Below are 23,048 nucleotides of genomic sequence, written 5' to 3'. Positions count from 1 at the left end.
TCGCCGTGACTTTGCCGCCCGGCCCGGTTGGGGCTCAACACGCGCGTCTGAACGCACAGTTCTTCCAACGCAGCCCGCTGACGTTTCTGGAATACCTGTTCGACACGTTCGGTAGCGTGTCGCAATTTGACCTGGGTGCTGGCCCGATCGTCTTTGTGCACGACGCCGATATGGTGCGAGCCTTGCTTCGATTTCACGAGGCCGACCTGCGTAAGCCCGACTTTTTGCGAGATTCGAATACAGGCTATTGGGGCGACGGCCTGACAACACTGAATGACCCCGAGACTTGGCGGGCTCGACGACAGGTTTTGCTGCCGTTGTTTCGCAGCAGTCTGCGCGCACCTCGGCTGGCTTTGGCGGCTGAGCTTGCACATGAAACCGTAGCGCGCTGGAAAGGCGGTGAACAGATTGACCTGCCCCACGAGGTTCGGTTGCTGATCAGTCGCCTCGCAATACGCAGCGTGTTGGATGCCGACGTTCAGGGCTTTGGTACGGACCACGGGCGCAGTGGACTTGTGACCATGCAAGAAGCCTATGGCGAGGATTTCACCGCAACCCTGAGACATGTCACCGGAGCACTGCAGATGACGCGTCCTCGTGCTCCCGCGCGCATGGACAATGTGGTTGCCCTTATCCATGCGCGGTTTGACGAGTTTGTCGATCGCGGTGACATTCTGTCGGCATTGGTTGCGGCCCAGCGCAACGCGCCTGAAACTCTGTCTAGGCAAGATGTTATTGGCGAGATTGTTCAGATGCTGTTTGCCGGGCATCTCACGATTCCATTTGCCCTGACCCAGTTTTGGCGCGATGTCGCCAGCCACAAGTTGCATGAAGGGCTGCATGCCGAGGCGACGGCTTTTGATGAAGAGAAACGCCTGAACGTTGCGACCCTTGGCGCAAGCGATACGGTGGCAATCCTTCGCGAGTCGATGCGCCTGTCGCCCCCTGCGCCTATTCTCTACCGAGAAATCGCCAAAAGCTTTACGCTGCATGACCATCAACTGCCTGAAGGTCTTGGGGTTTGGATCAGCCCGGAGTTGCTGCATCGGGATCCTCGTTACTTTGCTCAGCCATCCCAGTTTCAACCCGACCGCTTTGCCGCAGGCCGCGTTAAGCCCAACTCAGCCAAAGCTTATATTCCTTTCGGGGCAGGTCCAAGAGTTTGCGTCGCAGCCGCTCAGTCACTTTTGCAGATGGCCGTTATAATTCAAGTAATTGCGCAAAACTACACTCTTCACCCGATAGCTGGGACAGAAGGTCAGTTTGAAGTTCTAAGCAGAAACCAAACCTGAATCTCGACATGTAGATGAACCGGTTGTGAACAAGACAACAGAAACCCAACTCGCACCTTGATCGACTCCTTAGCCTGTGAAAAGGTTAACAAAACGCTAAGGCCTAATGCAGATTAGCGGAAGGCGACCTAAAATAGGGAGGGATGTTCCATGACAGCACCAACAAATGAAGACTGGGGCAAAATGCACGCCAAGGCTTGGAAAGACCCAGAGTTCCGGTCGCTGCTAGAGCAGGACCCGACCTCAGCGGTCAAAGCATATGGCGAAGAGATCGGCAAAACCTTCACTCAGATCGTAAACGTCGGCGACCGGCCAGACGGTGTGCATGACGATGATTTGCATGAGCATGACACCGCAGTCGCTCCGCCGGCGTGCTGCTAAGGGCATGGGCCCCAATGTATGCCAGTGCCATTGCGGCACCACGGTTTAAATCAAGCCTAGAGGCGATCGTTGTCCCGGAAGAGGGCTTGTACCTTTTCAGCCACAAGGGCCATGTTTGCCTGACCAGCCCAATTTTCTCGGATCTGGCACCATTGCTGGACGGGTCTTTTCTGGTTGACGACATATTTGACCAACTGTGCCGGCGCTATCTCAGTGCCGACATATTCTCAGCGTTGGACATTCTGAAACAGCGCGGCTTTCTAGCCGAAGATACGGCCCCCATCCCCCGCGAGCAGCAAGCCTTCTGGGAATGCGCTGGGGCATTGCCGTCGCAAGCGGTGGAACGTCTAGCAAACGCGACGGTCGATGTAATCTGCGACGATGGAACTGCCGAAGATCTGCGCATGTTGCTTGAAAGGAACGGGCTTTGTGTCGCGGATCGCGGTGAACTGAGTGTCGTTGTTGCAGACGATTACCTAAACCGGGACTTGGCCGAGTGGAACAAAAAGGCCGTCGCAGAACAAAGACCATGGATATTGGTTAGCCCTGGCGGAATGGAAAGTTGGCTGGGCCCGGCGTTTGTTCCCGGCGAAACCGCATGTCTTGAATGTTTGACGCAGCGCCTTCGGTGGCACCGGAGGGTCGATACCCACATTGGTCGTTTAAATGGCTTGGACAAAGCGCGGCTGGCCCCGCAAGGTAGTCTTGCCGCGTCAAAATTTGCGGCCTTGGCCGAAATCGCGACGGAAGTAGCGCGCTGGATCGGAACGGGCCGACCAGAGATGTTGGCCGACCGAGTGATCAGTACAGATCATCTGTCAATGCAACGAAAGGCCCATGTTCTGACGCGTCGCCCTCAATGCCCAGTATGTGGCGATCCCGCACAGACGCAAACGGCACCCGATAGACCGGTTCTGCGATCCCGCCCCAAGCTGCAAGGAACAGATGGCGGGCACAGATCGCGCCGCCCCGCCGATATTCAGGCTGCTCTGGACAGGCATGTCAGTCCGATCACCGGTATTGTCGGCGCGCTGGAACCAGGTATCCGCAGCGGGCCAGACGGCAGCCCCGAGTGGATCACACCGACTTATTCCGCCGATCACAACTTCTCGGATTTGCACGACAGCAAGTTCTTCCTGCGCGAGGGTCTGCGGCGACGGTCTGGCGGCAAGGGGCGCAACCCCAAACAGGCTCGCATCAGCGCGATAGCTGAATCATTGGAACGGTACTGCGGAGTGTTCGACGGCTCGGAACCTCGGCATCTTGCCCGGTACCGGGACCTAGACAGAGCGATCCCGCCAAACGCGTGTCAGGGCTATAGCGCCCAGCAGTTTGCGGATCGTGCCGAGCTTAATCGCAAGACGCACAAGGCCTATTGGGTGCCTGAACCTTTCGACCCTGAGGCGCAAATTGAATGGACGCCACTCTGGTCATTGGGAGAAGCGCGCATACGCCATCTGCCGACCTCCATGTGCTATTTTGGCTATCGAGGACCCGGCCCAAGTTTCGGCCGCGCCGACTCTAACGGCTGTGCCGCCGGCGGAACACTGGAAGAAGCTATTCTGCAGGGGCTATTGGAGCTGATCGAACGCGACGCTGTCGCGATCTGGTGGTACAACCGGCTGAACCGGCCAGGCGTCGACCTGGCCGCTGCGCGCGACTCTTACGGTCGTGACCTGTCTGCGCACTATGCCCAACTGCATCGAACCCTCACGGTGATAGACGTTACAAGCGATATCAGCATCCCAACATTCGCAGCGATCTCGGCCCGAACAGACAAACAAGAAGAAGACATCATTTACGGCTTTGGTTGTCACCTCGACCCAGAGGTTGCCCTGTCGCGAGCTTTGACGGAAATAAACCAATCCCTTGAAGCCGTTCCTAAAACGTGTGGCGCAACTATGCAGCAAAGCTATCTTGGCAATTCGGATGCAATAGATTGGTGGCGCACAACACGGCTGCATGAGGCGCGCTACCTTGTGCCCGACGAAACGCAGCCCATGCTTGCGCTGGACAGCACGCACAGCCTCGCAGCTGACGACGTGCTTGAGGATATCCAGACCTGCCTCTCACGTCTGAAAGCAAAGAACATCGACGTTCTGGTACTGGATCAGACCCGACCGGACGTGAATTTCCCGGTTGTGCGGGTCGTTGCACCGGGCTTGCGCCACTTCTGGGCCCGGTTCGGCCCCGGACGGCTTTATGACGTTCCCGTAGAGCAGGGTTGGCTTGCTGAGCGGACGCAAGAGAACGACCTGAACCCGCATGTGATACAGTTTTGACCGCAACCAAATAGGATTTCAGTTATGATCAGCCCTACCCCTTTTGACTATGCCCGCCCTTTCGACATTATGATCGGGATGTGGACCGGTCATTCGATCGTCTACGATAACAAGGGTGAATACCTGTACACTGGCCCAAGCATCCTGACCATCGACTGGAAAGAGCCCGGGAAGGTCATGCACTACCGGCAGGAAGACCTTGGCAGCCTTGACCAACTGATCCAGGAACACGAACACGGAAAAGCCCTTGAAGACCTTTTTGTGCTGCGAGAATTTGAACTGCAGGTTGATGGCAAATCGTGCCAATCGATTACTGGCGCGGTCAAGGTCCACGGTGTCGAAAGCTCACCGGGGACGTATCTGTTCCACCTCAATTTTCCGACCGGGGACTACTACAACAACCAGTATTTCCTGAATCCCAACCAACGGCGCATTATTGGACCTTTTGTCCCGCGGGATGAGGAAGGCAAAACCAATGGTTTTCAGTTTGTCGTGTCGCAGACCTTCGAACGCATCTCTTATGATGTCCCCAAGGACGCATTCTGACACGCATGGTCACGCCAGCAGCCTCTCAGCCCTTTACGCCAACCAAGGAAAGCGCACATGCGCTGGTAATTGGTGGCGGCATAGCAGGGCTGCTGTGCGCCCATATGCTGAAAGACCGGTATACGCGCGTCACGGTGCTTGAACGGTCTGAATATGCCCAACCAAACAGCAGCGCCCCAGCGGCCCGCTCAGCCGTACCGCAAAGCCATTGCCTGCACATGCTTATGGGTGCCGGGGCCCGCGCGTTTGACGATCTGGTGCCCGGTTGGCGCGCGGAATTGATCGCGCTGGGTGCAGTACCATACGATGCGGGCGCGGATGTCGCGATGCGGGTATCTTCGGGATGGCTCCCGAGGGTTGAAACCGGCATAACCCTGTACGGCGCTTCGCGGTGCCTGATTGAAACGGCGCTGACCCGATTACTGAGCCGCGCCGGAAATATACGCATCCGGCAAGGCGATCGCGTCATGGGTCTGACGCTCACGCCAGACGCATCGCGCGTCTCTGGTGTCCGGGTTCAGACGACCACGGGCGTTGTTCAGGTCTTGGACAATGCCGACCTTGTCATCGATGCCAGCGGCGCGGCCTCGCGTCTGCCGCGGTGGCTAGCCCAGCACTTCGGAGACACGCATCACATCACCCGAACCGAGATCGCGCCCGGTCGGCAATACGTTTCACTTTGGGTTCGCCTACCTGCGGATAAAGCCCCTGACTGGCAGGGACTTGCGCTGGCCCCTACCCGCCAATCGAGCGGACGAGCGGGAATGATAATGCGTGCTGAAAATGACCTTTGGGGCGTGGTATTGCAAACACCCGAAACTGAACCTCTGCCCACTGATGGGCCGGGTGTACTGAAGCTGGCGGCTGGTTTGTCCGACCCCACCTTGAGCGACATATTGGAACACACCGAAACAGTCGCGCCGCCGCATTTGTTTGGACGCACGGCAAACCGTCGACGTCGGTATGAGGACTATCCCTCGTGGCCCGAAAACCTGTTTGCTCTCGGCGACAGTGTTTGCGCGCTGGATCCCTATGCCGGGCTAGGAATGACTGCGGCCGCGCGGGGGGTCCAGCTGCTTTCGCGATGGTTGGATCAGCCAGAACCACACGCGCGGTCTTTCCAGTCTCAATTGGCCCGGCACAATGAATGGCCTTGGCGCATTGCCACCGGAACATGGACAGACCCTGAAGCAAATACCAACCTGACACCTCAGATCGAAAGCCTTGTTCAAGCCGCGCCATTTGACCCAGCGTTGGCCATAGTTTTGCTGGAGTTTCAGCATATGCTACGCGCACCCGAATCCTTTTTGAACGAGGCCGTAGCATGAAAGTTGCTGTATTGGGCGGAGGCACCGCCGGATTCATCGCTGCGGCCCATATGACCCGCTATTTCCCAAAGGCGCAGCTTTGGCATATCTACGATTCCCGCATTCCGCCGATCGGCGTTGGTGAGGGAACCACACCACGTTTCCCGTTGTGGCTAGACGAAGTCACCGGCGTCGGCCCGGATGAAATCGCGGAACGGTGCGGCGCGACGGTCAAATTGGGGTCCTATTATGAAGGCTGGGGATCGCGGGACGTGGATTTCGTGAACCGCTTCCAGCCACCGCGCCTGTTCGGATACCACTTTGACGCCGGTCGCGTGACTGGCATTATCCGAGACCATGTGCGCGCGACCCAGATGGATGCGAGGGTGGTTTCGTTGGACAGCTTGCCCGGCGGCGTGAATATTGATTTTGAGGATGGCAGCCATCTGCACTGCGACTACGTTCTGGACGCGCGCGGTTTTCCTCCAGGGGCGTGGGATCAAGCACCGGCAGACCCTGACATAATCCGAATGGATTGGATCCCGACAGGCCGCGCGATGGTGCGCCGCCTTCCGCCCAGCGCGGACACCAGCATGTCCCGTATCGTTGCCCGGCCACACGGGTGGATCTTCCAGATACCGCTCAGGGAATGGACATCGTGCGGATATGTGTTCAATCCCTCACTAAGCAGCGATGAGGACGTATTGGCGGATTTCGACAGCTTCCTCAAAGAAGAAGGTGCGGAACTGGCCGAAATTCGCGTTCGGGTCAGTTTTCCGAATTTCATGCGGCGCACGTGGTTTGATGGGCGCGTCTTTACTATCGGCAACGCGGCCTCGTTCGTTGAACCGCTTGAGGCCACCGCCATTGGCGCAACGATCATGCAGGTCCGTATTGCGCAGCGCTGGATGACGGACCATCACCCCCAAAGTACAACAGATATCCAAGCCGTCGATCATGCCAACAGAACAATGCGGGCTTATGTCCTGCGCAACTCGTTGTTTATCGCCTGGCACTATGTGCGTGGTTCACGCTGGAACAGCCCATTCTGGGATTTGGCTGCGCGCAGTCTTGAGTACGCCGGGAAACACGCGTACCTGAGGGGGCATATCGGTGCCATGAGTGATTTTCTGGATGTCGGACGCGACTTACCGGGCACGGAAATCGGCGCTTGCACGAAACAGGATATTTGGGAGCAGGACATCTTGCCCAAGCTGACTAAATTCATCCCGTTCGGAAACTTCTCGGAACTAAATTTTGCACAAGTTGGCCATGGTATAGGCTATTATAACGCAAACAATACGTCGGCGGGTAACGGCACTCATGTCTAGTATCAATATGTCCTTCGTCCCGGGCTTCCAATTGTCCGAACGTCTCTATGAAGGCACCAACTCCTTTGTGTTTCGCGCAACACGGGACTCGGATGGGGAACATGTGGTCATCAAGATCCTCAAGAACGACTTCCCCAGCGCCAGCCGACTTGCGCGATACCGCAGCGAGTTTGAGATTACCAACAGCCTGAACCTGCCGGGCGTGATCCGTGCCCTTCAACTCAATCGTCACGACAAATCGCTGATGATGGTGCTGGAAGACTTCGATGGCATTTCAGTCGGTGAACTGCTCTCCAGCCGGGCGCTGTCACATGACGAATTCCTTGAGACCGCCCTGCAGATCACCCGCGCCATAGAGGGCATCCACCAAGCCAACGTCATTCACAAGGATATCTCGCCTCAGAACGTATTGATCAATCCCGGCACGGGAGAGGTCAAACTGATCGACTTTGGGATTGCGACGCAGTTTTCGACCGAACATCCTGTTCTGAAAAGCCCCGAAGTTCTGGAGGGTACGCTTCCCTATATCTCGCCGGAACAGACCGGACGCATGAACCGGACCCTTGATCATCGCACCGACTTTTATTCCATGGGTGCGACTTTCTACGAAATGCTGACCGGCGTGCCCCCGTTTGAGGCCGAAGACAAGCTGGAACTGGTGCATTGCCACGTAGCGCGTGAACCGGTTCCGGCGCATCGCCGCAATCCAGATGTATCGCTGCCCCTGTCGAAGATTGTCGGGCGTATGATGGCCAAAAAGGCTGAAGACCGATACCAGAGCGCCGCAGGAATTATTGCCGATCTCGAAGCCGTTCGCCTTGGCGTGAACCTGGACCGGTTTGAACCGGGACGTCGGGACCAGACCGAACGCTTCACTGTGCCCCAGCGGCTATACGGTCGCGACCGCGAAGTGCGAACCTTGCTAGAGGCCTTTGAACGCGTTCGGCAGGGACCGGCTGAAATGATGCTGGTTTCAGGGTATTCAGGCGTTGGTAAAACCGCGCTGGTCAACGAAGTCCACAAACCGATCACCCGTGAACGCGGGTATTTCATCAAAGGCAAATTCGAACAGTTCAAGAAGAACGACCCATATTCGGGTTTGACAGTCGCGCTGAAAGACCTTGTGCGGCAGCTCTTGACCGAAAGCCAGACACGCCACGCCACCTGGCACAAAGAACTGAACGAAGCCCTGGCGCCCAACGCCTCGGTTCTGTTGGACGTTGTACCCGAACTTGAACTGATCATCGGCCCGCAGCCGGAAGCTCCGGAACTGGACGCCGCCGAGTCGATGAACCGTTTCAATCAAACAGTTCGGCGGTTCTTGCGTGCTTTGTGTGCACATGACCGGGTTGTGGTGCTTTTCCTGGACGACCTGCAATGGGCCGACAGCGCAACGCTTGGTTTGTTGTCCGTGATTTTGACCGATGAAGAAATCGGGCGCCTTCTGCTGATCGGAGCGTACCGCAGCAACGAAGTGGACGCGATGCATCCGATGACCCGTGCTCTGGATGCTGTAAAAGAAGCCGGGGGACGTCTGTCCAGCCTGTCCCTTGCCCCATTGGGTATGTCGGATATCGCCAGCCTGATTGCAGATACGCTACACGCCGACGCATCACGACTGATCGACCTAGCGCAACTTGTGGTACAAAAAACGCAGGGTAATCCTCTATTCGTGCGTCAGTTCCTTACGGATCTGCACCATGAAAAACTGATCACCCAGCAATCCGAGTCAAACGGTGAACCCGCGAAATGGGTTTGGGACATCCAGGCGATCCGCGCTGCCAAAATAACCGACAACGTGGTTGATCTGTTGCTTGAAAAACTGCGGCGCCTTCAACAGGATACGCAGAACGTCCTGCAAATTGCGGCCTGTATTGGCAACCGTTTCGATATTGAAACACTGGCACTGATCCTCAAGATCGAACCTCAACAAGCATTTGAATGTCTGTTGCCCGCAATTAGGGAAGAGATGATTCAGCCATTGTCCGATCTAGTGGTGACGGAAATGGACAACGCGCTGTCGCCGCTTGTCGTGCGGGATTTCGCATTTCAGCACGACAGAGTGCAACAGGCGGCGTATGGCCTAATCGAAACAGACGGTCACAGCAGCGTGCACCTTGCAATCGGACGCCAACTGAGAGCCCGGCTTGCGGAAGATGAAATAAACGACCGTATCTTCGAGGTGGTCGATCAGTTGAATATCGGCCGGGACGATATGGAGGACCGAGCAGAACAGCTTGATCTTGCCCATCTTGACCTGATCGCCGCCCGCAAGGCCTTTGACTCGGCCGCTTACGGTGCCGCGCTGTCTTTCGTGAACACCGCCTCAGAGCTTTTGGGGTCGGACGGCTGGAACCAGAATTACGAGTTGATGTTCGAGGCCCAAAACCTGTCAGCATCTCTGGAATATCTAACTGGTAATTTCGAACGTTGCACCGAAATCGTTAACGCAACCCTTGAACATGCGCGCACCGACCTAGAGAAAGCCGAGATCTACTTTACACGGATCGCCCAGCACACCCTTTTGATGGAGTTCGACGAAGCCATCAATGCGGGGATAAAAGCGCTGGAGCTTGTCGGGGTTCAGATGAGCCTCGAGAACCTCGAAGAGGCTGGGCAAAACGCTATCGGTCAGGCAGCCGGTATGCTGGGCGAGGGCAACCCAGCAGATCTTTTCGGAAACCCGGACGTGGACAGCCCAGAAATCGCGCTGGCCCAACGTTGTTTGCGGCATTTGACCATTGCGGCCTTCCTGAACAGGCAGAAACTTTTCCCACAGATCGTCGGCACCTCGGTTCAACTGTCGCTCAAGCATGGCAACGCACCGGAATCCGCGTTGTTCTTTGCCAATTTTGGCCTGATCATCGGTGCATTCATGGGCAAGTACCGCGAAGGTCTGGCCTTTGGGGAATTGGCCCTGCGGTTGTGTGACAAGTTCGGAGCGCGCGCGCCGACTGCAACCGTTTGCCTGGTCACAGGTGTCGAGTTGATCCCGTGGGTCCAACACGTTCGCAATGCGATTCCGGTGATCGAACGAGGCTATCGCGAGGGAATGAACTCGGGCGATATCTTGTGGGCCGGTTATCTGGTCATGTATCGGGTCGTGATAGACAGTTTTGCCGGCAAACCGCTGGACCAGGTTCTGGATGCGATGCCCGCGCAACTGGACGCTCTGCACAAAGCCCAGAACCATGGGGCAGCCGCAGGTATCAACGCCTATCGTCTGGGGCTTTCGACCCTCGCCGGGCGCACGCAATCCAGTGCCGATTTCTCCACTGACGACCTGGACGAAGCCGCGTTTCTGTCAGCGTGCGAGCAGAACCAGATGTCCATGGCCATCTGTTTCTATCGGATTTTGAAAGCGCAGGCTCTGTATGTCTTTGGACGCCCTCATGACGCACTGCTCGAGACAAAACTCGTTGAGCCCCTTCTGAGCTTTGTGATCAACCATCCTTGTCTTGCCGATCAACTGCTCTACCAGTCTCTGTCCATTGCGGCTATTCTGCAGCACGGTGACCCCGACCCGGATCTCAGAGCCCAGCTTGATGCAAATCTTGAAAGGCTGGGCCAATGGGCTGAGTCCGGCCCAGATAACTTTGAAGCCAAACGCCTAATGGTCGCTGCTGAAGTCGCACGTCTGGATGGCAAAGATGTCGAAGTCCTCGATCTGTTTGACGGAGCTATTGAGGCGGCTCAAAAAGGTCGGTTCCTTCAGGACGAAGCGTTGGCCTGCGAACTGGCCGCGCGGTACATCATGACCCCACGACCGAATGCCCGGATCGGGATGATGTATCTGCGGGATGCACGACATGCCTACCGCCTTTGGGGGGCTCAACGCAAAGTCGAAGAGCTTGAGCTGGAGTTCCCGCAACTGCTTGCCGAACATCGCGAGCGTCGCGCCACCAGCCAGCCTGTGACAGAAAGCATTTCTGCGAGTACGCAAGTCGCGACCAATCACTTGCTTGGGCAAGATCTTGACCTGAACACCTTACTTAAGGCCGCGCAAACCATTTCAGCCGAAGTGGTTGTGGGGCGCCTATTGGATCGGCTGCTTGGAATTTTGATCGAGAACGCCGGTGCGCAGCGCGGCGTTCTATTACTGGCGCGCGGGGACGATCTGGTGATCGAAACCGAGGTTAGCGTCATATCCGACGGAACTGGCGTTCAGGAACCCGTTCGGCTCGACTCGGCTGAAGGCGCACGTTTGGTCCCGGCCAGCGTGATCAACTATACGGCGCGTACGCATGATGTTGTCCTTGTGGACGACGCTCAGATTGATGAGCGGTTCATGGTGGACGCCTATGTCCAGGAAAACGAAACACGTTCGGTTCTGTGTCAGCCGATCCTGCACCAGAACGAACTGATCGGCCTTGTATTTCTGGAAAACAATCTGGTCAGTGCAGCGTTTAAACCTGAACGCGCTCATTTGCTTTCACTGCTTTCGGGTCAGATTGCGGTATCTATGCGCAATGCCGAGATCGTTGAACATCTCGAAGACAAAGTCCGCGAGCGCACCGAACAACTTGAGGTTCACGCCAAGTTCCTAGAACAGACCTTTGGCCAGTTTCTGGCCAGCGAAGTCGTCGATCAACTGTTGAAATCTGCGGACGGGATCGACTTTAGAGGTAAGAAGACGACGGTCACGGTGTTGATGTCAGACCTGCGGGGTTTCTCGACCTTGTCCGACACACTGCCGCCAGAAAACATCGTGGCTATGCTGAACAGCTATCTCAGTGAGATGACAAACGTCATTCAGAAATACAACGGCACGATTGATGCCTTTATCGGTGATGCAATCCTTGTGGTGTTTGGCGCCCCCCTGCAAAGACCCGACGACACTGAACGCGCCCTGGCCTGTGCTTTGGAAATGCAGCAGCGGATGGTGCGGGTGAACGAGTGGAACACCGCGAATGGTTTTCCTGAAATCGAGATGGGAATCGGGGTGAACACAGGTGAAGTTGTGGTCGGAAACATCGGCTCAGACAAGCGCGCAAAATACAGTGTTGTCGGTAGCACGACCAATCTGGCGGCGCGGATCGAAAGCTATACTGTCGGCGGGCAAATTCTGATTGCAGATGAGACACTCAAGTCGTCAAGAGCGCCCCTGGAACTTGGCAGCAAGCGCACAGTCGAACCCAAGGGTGCTGGCAAGCCGCTGGTGCTGCACGAACTTTTTGGCGTGGGTGGAACTTACGACATCAGCCTGTCCGCTCAACCGGTCGAATTGGTCGAGATAAATCCACCTCTACCCGTTCACTTTAGGACCGTCGTTAGCAAGCAAGTCGTTGGCGACACCCAAGAGGGCAAGCTTTTTAAACTGTCCCCGTCGGAAGCCTGTATTATGACGACAAAGGCACCCAGCCCCCTTACGGATCTGCAAATTCAAATCACGCAAGCAAACGGTTCTACCGAACCCCTGACGGTGTTTGCCAAAGTACTGGATCAAAACGATCAGGACGGGTGCTTTACCGTTCGCTTTACAGCCGTACCCCCTGACGTTCGAGCGTCGCTTCAGAAGTTCGCTTAGGAGACCTAAACCACAACGCTTCGCTTTCAATTGTGTTGGCGCGACAAAACAAGTCTTCACTGGTAAAAGACTCGTTGAGTTTCCACCCAGACGAATGCGAGGCCTTGTTTTGTGTGTGATCCAGCCCCCGTTTCACCGGACAACTAAGCGGTATTGGTTTTTGGCTCTTGTGAACTTGCGCGGCGGTTTCCATTGCAGGTCGCTGTGCGGGTGGTTTCCGCTTTGATCTTGGGATCCAATTTCCCATCAATTAGAGGACGCTTGAAGCGCCGGGGCCTGCTCATCACTAAGCGAGTCAAAATTGAATGCCGATATACGCGTTCGCCACGTGGCAGATCAGCAGGAACAGGCGCCTTCGGCGTCTGATCTGCAATTCAGCCCTGATTTTCCCAAAAGGGAAGTCAGGATCATTGAAATCGGTCTAGGTGCTTGATGAAGGAAGTGAGGCGAAAATGGCAAGGTTCTGTCGCTGGTGGCAGAACTATGTGTCGCCTGACAAGGATACAAATGGCGGACCGAGGAGCAACTATACACTTTATATGACTTTTTGTTAAAAATTTTTAAAATCTTAGAAGCTAATATGCATACCACTAAACATACCACACTAATCATTGGAACTGGCGCTTCAAAGCCTCAGGTTCGAGCATGACGGAACGACCGGTAACTAAGAATAGCAGACACTCATACAAAGTGCAGTGAACGTCTCCTTCGAGCCAAAGCGAACACTCGCTCAAACTTGATTTGGGGGCCATTATTATCCCAAAACCATCTATTTGACTGACCGGTTGCCAGAATCGCAGTCTTAGGTGATCCTTCAAGAAATCGAAGGATCGCAATATGTTTAGGTTTCTATTAATTGCATTCGGTGTTTGCGTATCTACTTTCGCGTTAGCGCAAGAGTCGTCCGAAGATGTGGCGGGAAAAGATGATACCTCGGCAACCTCATCCAGCCTGCTAACTGATGCTGAGTTGCAGACATTGGTCGCCCCGGTTGCTCTTTATCCCGACACGTTACTCATACAGATATTTGTGGCGGCCACCCAGCCATTGGAAATTGTTAAGGCTGAGCGGTATTTGCTGGATAACGCCGACCGCGACCCCGTTGAACTTGAGCCGGAAATCGAAGCAATGGGATGGGATCCTTCTGTCAGCGTATTGGCGACGGCGTTTCCCGAAGTTGTTGGGCAGATGGCCACCCATATCGACTGGACCGAGACAGTCGGCACAGCCATGTTGGCCCAGTCCGATGATGTGATGGATGCCGTGCAGGTCATGCGGGATCAGGCAATTGACAGCGGCGCTCTTGTTTCAGGTCCCGAGCAAACTGTCGAAGTGTCTGACGACGACACAGTAGTAATTACACCGACAGAACCCGAAACGGTATACGTCCCACAATACAATCCCGAGACGGTTTATACTGGGCCGTCAACCGGGGATGTTGTGGGCGCAGCACTACTAACGTTTGGCGCCGTTGCCCTGATCGACGAAATTTTTGACGACGACGATGATTGGTATGACTACTGGGGGTGCCGAAATTGCGGTGGCTGGGGCGGTGGTCCTATTTACAGAAATCCAAACATCGACATAGACGTCGATGGCAACGTCAATATCGGCAATGATATAGATTTAGGTGACCGAACGGATATCGGATGGAACCCCGATCCTGACCGGCAACAGGAGGCCCGGAACAAAATAGCGGATCATAAAAGACCTGAAGGTGGCCGCGGCGACTTGCCGGTTAGCCGTCCTGACGGTCGCACGGATGAGCTGCGTGCAAAGTTGAGCCGAGAATCTGGTGCTGCAGATATCAGCCGGGACCGCGGGGCGGCAGCAGCTGCGGTCGGTGCCGGTGCAGGGGCTGTAGCAGGCGGGGCACTAGCGAACCGGGGAAACGCTAATCGGGATAAGGCCGCAGCAAAGCAACAGGCCATTGATCGTACCAAACGTCCAGATTCAGCGAAAAAGCCAGTCGCACAAAGACCGCAGACCGCCAAGAAGCCGCAGGCGAAGAAAGCCGCATCGACGCAGCGCAAGCCCGCGGCATCCAAAGGGCAAGCGATGAAGAAAAAGGCGTCCGGCAGCAGAACTCAAAGCGCGTCCAAGCGTGGACACGCCGCTAAAGGCAAGCGGAGACGGTAAGATGCGTAGATCAGTATTTTCAATTTTGTTACTTGCCGCGACCACCAGCCCGGCTCTCTCTGAAGGAGCCAGATTTGATACGCCGCAAACCGCACTGGATGCTTTTGTTGATGCGTTGAAGGCTAATGATCAGAGCAAGCTGATCGAAATTTTCGGGCCTGAAGCCGAAGATCTGGTTGGAACGGGGGATCCGGCGGAAGATCAAGAAAGAAGGCAGGAAATGCTTGGCATGTATGCCGAGGGGTATCGTTTCCGGCCTGAGGACGATGGCGTTGTACTTCTTCTGGGTGAAGACGGTTGGCCTTTTCCTATCCCAATTCTGCGAAAAGATGATGGTTGGCGCTTTGACCTGGAGGCTGGTATCGAGGAACTTTCAGCTCGTGAAATAGGCTTGAATGAGTTGGAAGTGATCGAATTGCTTGAGGCCTATGTTGACCTGCAGGCAGCTTTCCGGCTTGTGGACCATAACGGGAATGGCGTTATGGAATTCGCTCAGACGATCATTTCTGATCCCGAAGAGCAAAACGGATTATTCTGGCCCGGTAAAGACAGCTTTGTCGGTGCAGCGCTCGCCCGCGCTGCAGCTTCGGGGTGGAGTGACGGTCAGGCTGACTATGAAGCCGAACCGTTTCTTGGCTATTATTACACAATCCTGCAAGAGCAGGGCCCTAACGCTCCTGGGGGTGCCTACCCTTATTTCGTCGGGGATCACTTCGTTGCAGGACATGCCTTGCTGGCAATACCGGCAGATTACGGAGAAACTGGTGTCCATTCCTTTCTGGTTGGCGAAAACGGCATAGTCTACGAGGCAGATTTTGGCCCGGAAACACTCAGTATTGCTGCTGAAATTACTGCCTATGATCCAGACACTAATTGGTCACCGGTGGAGTAATGTTTGGATTGATAGTGGCGCTTAAGCTCTGCTGCTTTGCTGAGGCCACTATTTGCGGATCGTGTAACGAGCTTCAATTCGATGGTTACGTGTACCCGAACAGGTTCAGCCTGGATCGCTCTTGCAACACACATTGTGACTGCGAGCAAATTGTCCATCTTACTGTTTGATCCATTATTCTGCCTTAACACGTTTAAACTGAATGATCGGATAGTTCGCAGAGCGGTCTTTCATCTGAAATTGCCGAATGACTGCTGTGAGCCCAGAGCAGACTAAGTGATTTTTTAGTCTTAACCTGATATCACTCATCCTTGGGTGTGTACCAAATTGGTGATGTGTAGGCCCGCTCCTGTATCGAGTGCGGTGCTTCGTCTGGGATCTCCGTTCCGAACACCTTTGCATCGTATGTCGTCCATCGCGGCGTTGGTATTGCCAGCACTCTGACATAGTAAAACGCGTTTTGCGTTGGGTCGAAGTTCGGGTCTTCCCAATATCCGGTGAGAATTGCCTGACCGATGTCATTTGTCCAAGACGCGTTTTCTACATCCACCGTATTGCCAACCGGGCCGTCACACGCCGCGTTTAGAAGTTCACGCCCGCCACAAGCAACATCATAAACACGTTCCGACGTTGTGCCGTCACTGTTCAGCCAGCCTTTGACAATCTGAATACGGTCGAGGTTGGCCCCATCGGGGTCACGGAGCGCACGGATGAGAAGGCGCGGAGACCGACCGTCACTATCCGCTGGCAAATCCGCCCCCATCGGGACGCCATTTTCATATCCATACGCGGCAAAATCCGCACGTGGCAGGTCTGTTTCGTCGAATTCAAATCCGGCAAAAACACGAATACGCATGAGCGGCCCCGTGGTCGCATAGACTTCCTTCCGAGCAAAAGCATCCCAAATGGCCTCGCGGGTGTTTTCCCTTGCCCAAACGGCCGCCAAACCAGACGCCGAAGTCTGCCATGCATATTGGGCAACACTCTCGTCACCACCAATGCCGCCGACGACTTCTTCAAATCGGATCGGGTCAGCAGTAGGTTCAACAGCCGCGACTTTCCCGAAGAAATTGTCCTCGCCAACCGTGGACAGCGATGTATGAGCATCGGTTGAACCGATCACGCCAAACTTGAACGGGTTTGTCCCTGTTTCCGCCTCGTATCCAAGCCCCCGCCGCAATGCTGCCCGCGCATACTCGCGTGGAAGCATCCCCGGTGTCTTGGGCTCTGGTCCAAGTTGTCCTTTGTCCCACGTTTCGAAGTCAGCAAATTCATCGTCTGGTGATAGCAAGGGATGTGCTTCGCCGTCACCTTTCATTTGCGTGATTTCATAAATCGGTTCCCACTTGGCACGCTGTTTGAAATACTCAACATCGAACGGTTCGCCGGACAAGCGCACTTCGTCGAACATCAACCCGTTGGATAAATTGCCATTGTGCGGGATCGCAAGCAGCTTTTGGCCTGTTGTCTCTTCGGCTTGTTCCATCCAGGCCCAAAGGTCTTCGGGGTCGAAGCTATCAAAGTTCGAGAACGGGATGATCTTGTCAGCGCCCTCTTTGCCACCGTTGAATATGACATTCCTGTGCAGGTTGTTCCGCTGTGGGTTTGAGGTCCACTCGAACCCGATAAGCGCGGTAAACAAACCGGGTTGATTGTGTGCCTCAGCGGCGGAGGTAATGCTGCTCCACGCTGTTTGGTAAATCTCCTGATAATCTGCCAATGGGTCTGTGCCAGTGGACTTGGCTTGGCTCCAAATGGACCATGCGCCGACGGGATCACCGGCTTCGACAGCCGCGTTCAGTTGCTGGCCAAACTCCGTGGAGAGCAGCGTGGCATCTTTGGCTGAGAGCAGCGGCGCAAGACCAAGGTTCTCGGCGTGATCGGCAACAACCAGAAAATCCAATGGTCGGCGCAACCTCGCTTCGACACCGGTGCTGGATGTAACGACTTCACCTTTGGCAAACCTGTATGCTTCATCAGGGCCAAGTACATTGCCGATCATACCGGCATCGGCAGAGTATGATGTATGCAAATGAGTGTCGCCGAAATAGACCTGATTAGGGAAGTTTTGTTGTGGGTAGGGGGAATACTCTGTGTCGCCAGGTAGAGTGCTTGGGACGTCCTCGGAGTGCGCACCAGCCGCAAGCGCGATAGTCAGAATAGATGCTAAACGGATCATTTCCTAACCTCATATTTTGCTCAAAGTTTACAACGCTCAATACAAGTAACTATGACGCACAATCTGAACTCTATTCGTCCAGCACAGCAGCCGCTCAATTAAACTCTGCGAACGATGGCTGCGACCCCAAAGCGGCGTACACGCAATAACTAAAGCACACACCTGTATCGAAGTCTCAAATTAAAAAGGTGTTTTAGCGTGGTATGCTTGCGAACGTTGAGGTTTCATCAACTTTTTGCAGTTTGACGACGCGCAATCTCCTGTCGAATTAGGCCTATGTGCAAACGTGCATCATATGCTCCCTGGCGGTATGCGAGCGGCAGATTCAGATTTGCAAGGGCGGTGTCCACGTCTTCGATATTTTTGGCGACTTCTTCTACCTCAGTTGAGGTCTGTGCCTGGCTGAGTTCCTCCTCAAGCGCCGTGATACGCTGATAAAAACGCCAAACCCGGCGCTTTTGAAACCACACGTAACTGGACGGGACGATCCGTAAAAACGGTACTAAGAACAACAAAGGCAACAGCAATAACAGTACGCTGCCAAACTGTGCTGCGATCCAATATGGCAAGACGCCATGCAAAAAGTTTGGCCCAGAGTTTATGAGTTCTGTGGCAATTTTGTTCAGTGGTACAGGCGGCGAAGCCGTGTTCGGATACTCGCGCGCACTTTGCAAAATACTAGGTTCGCTATGAATGTTCTTTGCTGCATTCACTAACCTATCGGTTACTGCAGGGTGCAGATCGGATGCGGCGATAAGTGAAGCTCGCAATGCTAAGATCTTGACGTCCTCTGGTGGTCTCGGAGGGTCAAGTGTGATTGATCCTGCCGGTACAGTTACCGAATTCGCTCCGGAAAGTTTCAATGCAAGGGCATCGACCAAAGCCATAGGGACGAAAATGATTTCTGGATCAAAAATTGCATCCATAAGGTAAGGTGCATCGAGTGGAGCGACAAACAACGCCGCATCCGCTTCGTTGGCATATAACGCCTTTATCGCATCATTGCCCCCGACGTCGACGAGGTTTATGCCGACATTTTGCAACTCGGCGGCCTCAATTAGCGCTAAAGCGGCGGCGCGAGTACCGGACGCCTTGGTTCCTGCAGCTAAGCGAATGTCTCCCCATTCTCCTGCATTGGCCCCGACGGGACTAGACTTTCCGCGGAACACCACCATGGGTTCAAGAAAAATGGCGCCCAAAGACTGTAAGTTTTCGTCCTGAGGTATTTCCAGGCCACCCTGAACAAATGCGGCATCCACTTCGCCAGAAACAAGTTTCTGAATGTTCTCAACGGACCCCTCGGTTTCAACTAAAATTACCTGAATGCCGTCACGTGCAAGTTCTGCTTTATAGAGTTGTCCAACTTGCCAATATCCGCCGCCGCTTATGCCAGCAGCCAGCTTAATACTGTTGGGCGGTTTCAAGCCAAAGATCAGAAAAACAAGCAACCCGACAAACATAATCGGAAAGAGAATGAAAAGAGCTAAGCGCATTTATTCTCACGTTCAGATGATCGGAACAGATAATTCGTTCTCATTTGATAGCAGTCTTTTTGCCAACGAGAAACCGATCACAGTGGGTGGCACTCGAAAGTTCGAGTTCTTCGGTTCAAGTATCCCTAAAGATTAAGTTGGTAGCGCAAAAAAACCAAGAGCGCTTGAACTAGGTTGAAATCAAAAACTGGCCGTATAGGCAACGGTTTATCCTATCGTAAACCAGAGTTTTAGTATTGTCTTTTTTGTCGCCAACGTCCCGCATCTCGAAAATTGCAAAGTCTTGTTGCGAATGTCCGGTTTAGGCTGTCTGCGGTCCTTCGGTGAAAGCGGGCCAATGGCGGCAAAGTCCGCAGGGCAGTCGTTCATACATTGCACACCGAATGACTGCATTGAGCCCGAAGTGGAAATTCACTCGCCTAAGGCGAAATGAGTGATTTTGGACGATTTGGTATCAGCCTAATCCCAAGTAGCAGAGACAAACATCCAAAAGCCAATCCCATAGCGAGAGCATTGGCTACGAAGATGCCACCAACCAAGGATATCGCTGTTCTTCCCGCTTGTTCGATAGACGTGCCTACTACGATCGATACCCAGTCTTGAAGGTATAGTGCGAATAGGACCGAGAGCCCTATGGGCGAAATGATAAGCGCTGTGCCGAGAGAAGCCAATCCTCGGCCGAAGACGGCCCGCAGTGTTGACCCTTTCAGTACGATCGCAGCTGTGGAAGTAAAAACTACAAGTACAGAGAACAAGACGAACAATAGGTCCATAATTGGGGGTAGGTCTTTCGAGACCGCCCCGCTGACGGCCGAGGTGAAGGGCAATAGAACGAAGGTCACGAGCCCTGCAGCAACGAGCCCTGTGAATAGCTTTGGCAACATGCTAGGAGAAAGGCTGCCACCGTGGTTGTTTTTAGCTGGTATGGGCAGAGCCGGGTCAATCTGATCCCACTGCACAGGCATTGGTTTTGCGCGAGAAAGCATAAAAGCCCCCTTGAATTGTTGAATTTGAGACGACCTAGCCAGCCGCTTGTTCTTGGGAATCTGGTAGGCCGGAACGGAGTTTCTTTCGGCGCTTGGACTAATATATGCGTGATCTAGACATGCCGACGCGCGAACATTGGTATCCTTGCCACTTCAAGTGATGAACAACCTGATTGCGTAAGCGACAGTCGCTAGGCAAAAGACGCTACCGAACCAGAACGCGCTGAACCAAAAAACTTGCTTTAGCAGTTTCAATGGTAGCTCTCCTCTGGATCGGTCTTCCCGCGGAAAACCCAGTACGTGTAGGCGGTGTACGCTAGGATCACAGGCAGCAGAACGACGGCTCCGACCAGTGCGAAAGCCAAACTGCTATCTGGCGCTGCGGCTTCTGCAATCGTGAGGCTTGGAGGTAGCATATAGGGATAGAAGCTGATCCCAATGCCAATGAAGCAGACGACAAACAAGGCAATGGCGCAGAAGAAGGGTTGATAGTCTCGCTTTTCCCTCAGGCTGCGATCAAGCATCCAAGCAACAACAGCAACGATAGCTGGCACTAGTACAGAGAAAACGACGCCGGGCCACGAAAACCATCTAATCAGATAGATCGGGTCTTGGAATGGGGTCAAAAGACTGACCAGACCAATCAACGCAAGCGTCATGAGCATCAGCGGGCGGGCAAAAGAGCGCATCTGCCGCTGTAACTCGCCCTTGGTTTTCATGTTGAGCCAGGTTGCTCCTAGCAGAGAGTAACCTATCACCAAGGCAACACCCGTCAGGATAGAGAACGGCGTCAGCCAGTCCCATTGTCCGCCTGCATACAGCCGATCCTCGACCGGAATACCCTGGACCAGCGCGCCAAGCGCGATGCCTTGGCAGAAGGCGGCTAGGGTTGACCCGCCGTGAAACGCAACATCCCAGAACCAACGCGCGCGTACCGTACGCCACCGGTATTCGAAGGCGACACCGCGGAAGACAAGCGCGAGAAGCATCACGATAACGGGCAAATAGATCGCGGGCATCACCACAGAATAGGCCAGCGGGAAAACGGCGAACAAACCTCCGCCGCCCATAACCAGCCAAGTCTCGTTCCCGTCCCATACGGGCGTGACCGAGTTCATCATGACATCGCGATCATTGTCGGTTTTCGCGAAGGGAAAAAGGATTCCAACTCCCAGATCGAAACCGTCCAGGATCACATAAGTCAGAACGGCAAAGGCAATGATACCTGCCCAGATTGTCGAAAGCTCAAGCACTACGCAACCTCCGCCAAAGTAGAGATTTCAATGGGTTTTTGACTTTGCTGGAAACCGTCGGCAGGTGGTTTTCCCATGAGGCGCAGCATGTAGAATGTGCCTGCCCCGAAAACCGCGAAATATACGATGATGAAGGCTATCAGAGACGCGGCAACTGTAGGTGCATCCACTTGTGAGAGTGAGTCCGATGTCCGCATCAGCCCATACACCGTGTAAGGTTGGCGCCCCACTTCGGTGGTGATCCAACCGGCCAGTACCGCCACAAACCCACTGGGCGCCAACAGGACGGATGTCAGGTGCAAACAACGATCTTCGTTGAGGCGGCCTCGAACTCGCTGAACAAGCGACCACATGCCGACACCCAACATGGCAAAGCCAATAGCGAGCATGATGCGGAAACTGTAAAAGACGATCGCGACCGGTGGTTCCTCCTCGTCGGGGATAGTGTCCAGACCGTCAAGCGGCGCGTTTAGGTCATGTTTCAGGATCAGCGATGATAGTTTCGGGATTTCGATGGCATAGTCCACGCGCTTTTCTTCTTCGTTTGGAATGCCGAACAGGATCAGCGGTGCACCTTCGGGATGGCTGTCGAAGTGACCTTCCATCGCCATCACTTTCTGCGGCTGATGCTCCAGCGTGTTCAAACCATGAAGGTCGCCGGCAACGATCTGCAGTGGGGTGACCAGAACGGCCATCCACATTGCCATCGAAAACATTCGGGTGACCTCAGCTGTGCGATTGCGGCGTAGCAAGTGCCAGGCCGCAACCCCGGCTACCACAAAAGCAGTGGTGAGATAGGCGGCAAGAACCATGTGTGTCAGGCGGTAGGGAAAAGACGGATTGAAGACAATCGACCACCAGTCGACGGGAATGAACTGCCCCAGTTCGTTGATGTCGAACCCGGCCGGGGTCTGCATCCAAGAATTGACCGACAAGATCCACGTAGCCGAAATCAGAGTGCCGAGGGCGACCATCGCCGTGGCTATCATGTGCAAGCCGGAACCAACGCGTTCACGACCAAAGAGCATGATGCCGAGGAACCCAGCCTCGAGAAAGAAGGCCGTCATGACCTCGTAGGCCATCAAGGGACCGATTACGGGACCTGCGGTGTCCGAGAATACGCTCCAGTTCGTGCCGAACTGGTAAGACATCACGATGCCGGACACGACGCCCATGGCAAAGCCTACGGCGAAGATCTTTTTCCAGTAGTTGAAAAGGTTGAGGTAGACCTTGTCCTTGCGCCATAGCCATAGGCCATTGAGAACGGCCAAGAAGCTTGCCAAGCCAATGGAAAAGGCCGGGAAGATGATGTGAAACGACACAGTAAAGGCAAACTGGATGCGTGCCAGGGTCTCTGCGTCGAAGTTTGCGAATAGGTTCATTGCCGTTTCCTTTGGCATTGGGTTGCAAAGTGCGGCAGTGAACAGGGGCGTCTCGGCT

General features: G+C 54.6%; 13 protein-coding genes. 9 read left to right on the top strand and 4 right to left on the bottom strand.

Translation table 11 applies throughout. From position 1 onward, the window contains the following. Window positions 1-5 precede the first annotated feature (5 nt). The 9 genes from ACR0DX_RS18340 (at window position 6) to ACR0DX_RS18300 (ending at window position 15,697) form a co-directional block, all read left to right on the top strand. Window positions 6-1,292, top strand: a complete 1,287-nt coding sequence (locus ACR0DX_RS18340) for a cytochrome P450 (protein WP_170356627.1) — start codon at window positions 6-8, stop codon at window positions 1,290-1,292. A 150-nt stretch (window positions 1,293-1,442) separates the two neighbouring features. Next, on the top strand, window positions 1,443-1,673 hold the full coding sequence (locus tag ACR0DX_RS18335) for a hypothetical protein (protein WP_170356626.1): 231 nt from the start codon (window positions 1,443-1,445) through the stop codon (window positions 1,671-1,673). Beyond that, window positions 1,664-3,955 carry a TOMM precursor leader peptide-binding protein gene (locus ACR0DX_RS18330; protein WP_170724735.1) on the top strand — a complete coding sequence of 764 codons (2,292 nt, stop codon included), beginning with the start codon at window positions 1,664-1,666 and terminating at the stop codon, window positions 3,953-3,955. The genes ACR0DX_RS18335 and ACR0DX_RS18330 overlap by 10 nt, the downstream gene beginning before the upstream one ends. A 24-nt stretch (window positions 3,956-3,979) precedes the next feature. Next, complete coding sequence (locus ACR0DX_RS18325; RefSeq protein ID WP_170356624.1) at window positions 3,980-4,501, top strand: hypothetical protein; 522 nt, start codon at window positions 3,980-3,982, stop codon at window positions 4,499-4,501. Between the two features lie 5 nt (window positions 4,502-4,506). Beyond that, window positions 4,507-5,829, top strand: coding sequence for an FAD-dependent oxidoreductase (locus ACR0DX_RS18320; protein WP_170356623.1), 1,323 nt, complete (start codon window positions 4,507-4,509; stop codon window positions 5,827-5,829). Then, a complete protein-coding gene (locus ACR0DX_RS18315; protein ID WP_170356622.1) occupies window positions 5,826-7,139 on the top strand; it encodes a tryptophan 7-halogenase in 1,314 nt (437 codons plus the stop codon). The genes ACR0DX_RS18320 and ACR0DX_RS18315 overlap by 4 nt, the downstream gene beginning before the upstream one ends. After that, window positions 7,132-12,666: an AAA family ATPase gene (locus ACR0DX_RS18310; RefSeq protein WP_480846980.1), complete on the top strand. Its 5,535-nt coding sequence runs from the start codon at window positions 7,132-7,134 to the stop codon at window positions 12,664-12,666. Before ACR0DX_RS18315 ends, ACR0DX_RS18310 begins: the two co-directional genes overlap by 8 nt. Before the next feature lie 837 nt (window positions 12,667-13,503). After that, window positions 13,504-14,805, top strand: a complete 1,302-nt coding sequence (locus ACR0DX_RS18305; protein ID WP_480846978.1) for a DUF3300 domain-containing protein — start codon at window positions 13,504-13,506, stop codon at window positions 14,803-14,805. A gap of 1 nt (window position 14,806) precedes the next feature. Next, the gene (locus ACR0DX_RS18300; RefSeq protein WP_170356619.1) at window positions 14,807-15,697 is read left to right on the top strand and encodes a DUF2950 family protein; all 891 of its coding nucleotides are present in this window, start codon (window positions 14,807-14,809) and stop codon (window positions 15,695-15,697) included. Between the two features lie 301 nt (window positions 15,698-15,998). On the opposite strand, the gene ACR0DX_RS18295 is transcribed toward ACR0DX_RS18300, so the two are convergent. The 4 genes from ACR0DX_RS18295 to ACR0DX_RS18280 form a co-directional block, all read right to left on the bottom strand. After that, window positions 15,999-17,876 (bottom strand): DUF3604 domain-containing protein, encoded by a 1,878-nt coding sequence (locus ACR0DX_RS18295; protein ID WP_170527478.1) that lies wholly within the window; start codon window positions 17,874-17,876, stop codon window positions 15,999-16,001. A 227-nt stretch (window positions 17,877-18,103) separates the two neighbouring features. After that, window positions 18,104-19,369, bottom strand: a complete 1,266-nt coding sequence (locus tag ACR0DX_RS18290) for a TAXI family TRAP transporter solute-binding subunit (RefSeq protein WP_170356617.1) — start codon at window positions 19,367-19,369, stop codon at window positions 18,104-18,106. Between the two features lie 1,237 nt (window positions 19,370-20,606). Further along, complete coding sequence (gene cydB / locus ACR0DX_RS18285) at window positions 20,607-21,608, bottom strand: cytochrome d ubiquinol oxidase subunit II (protein ID WP_170356615.1); 1,002 nt, start codon at window positions 21,606-21,608, stop codon at window positions 20,607-20,609. Further along, window positions 21,608-22,990 (bottom strand): cytochrome ubiquinol oxidase subunit I, encoded by a 1,383-nt coding sequence (locus ACR0DX_RS18280; RefSeq protein ID WP_170356614.1) that lies wholly within the window; start codon window positions 22,988-22,990, stop codon window positions 21,608-21,610. Before ACR0DX_RS18280 ends, cydB begins: the two co-directional genes overlap by 1 nt. Window positions 22,991-23,048 lie beyond the last annotated feature (58 nt).

The sequence above is a fragment of the Ruegeria sp. D3 genome, from assembly GCF_056534465.1.
This window is presented reverse-complemented; position numbering and strand designations above follow the sequence as displayed.

Coding starts and splice junctions, on each gene's coding strand:
- ACR0DX_RS18290 (WP_170356617.1), bottom strand. CDS start 19,369: ATGCGCTTAGCTCTTTTCATTCTCTTTCCGATTATGTTTGTCGGGTTG.
- ACR0DX_RS18335 (WP_170356626.1), top strand. CDS start 1,443: ATGACAGCACCAACAAATGAAGACTGGGGCAAAATGCACGCCAAGGCT.
- ACR0DX_RS18295 (WP_170527478.1), bottom strand. CDS start 17,876: ATGATCCGTTTAGCATCTATTCTGACTATCGCGCTTGCGGCTGGTGCG.
- ACR0DX_RS18280 (WP_170356614.1), bottom strand. CDS start 22,990: ATGAACCTATTCGCAAACTTCGACGCAGAGACCCTGGCACGCATCCAG.
- ACR0DX_RS18315 (WP_170356622.1), top strand. CDS start 5,826: ATGAAAGTTGCTGTATTGGGCGGAGGCACCGCCGGATTCATCGCTGCG.
- ACR0DX_RS18310 (WP_480846980.1), top strand. CDS start 7,132: ATGTCTAGTATCAATATGTCCTTCGTCCCGGGCTTCCAATTGTCCGAA.
- ACR0DX_RS18305 (WP_480846978.1), top strand. CDS start 13,504: ATGTTTAGGTTTCTATTAATTGCATTCGGTGTTTGCGTATCTACTTTC.
- ACR0DX_RS18325 (WP_170356624.1), top strand. CDS start 3,980: ATGATCAGCCCTACCCCTTTTGACTATGCCCGCCCTTTCGACATTATG.
- ACR0DX_RS18320 (WP_170356623.1), top strand. CDS start 4,507: ATGGTCACGCCAGCAGCCTCTCAGCCCTTTACGCCAACCAAGGAAAGC.
- ACR0DX_RS18300 (WP_170356619.1), top strand. CDS start 14,807: ATGCGTAGATCAGTATTTTCAATTTTGTTACTTGCCGCGACCACCAGC.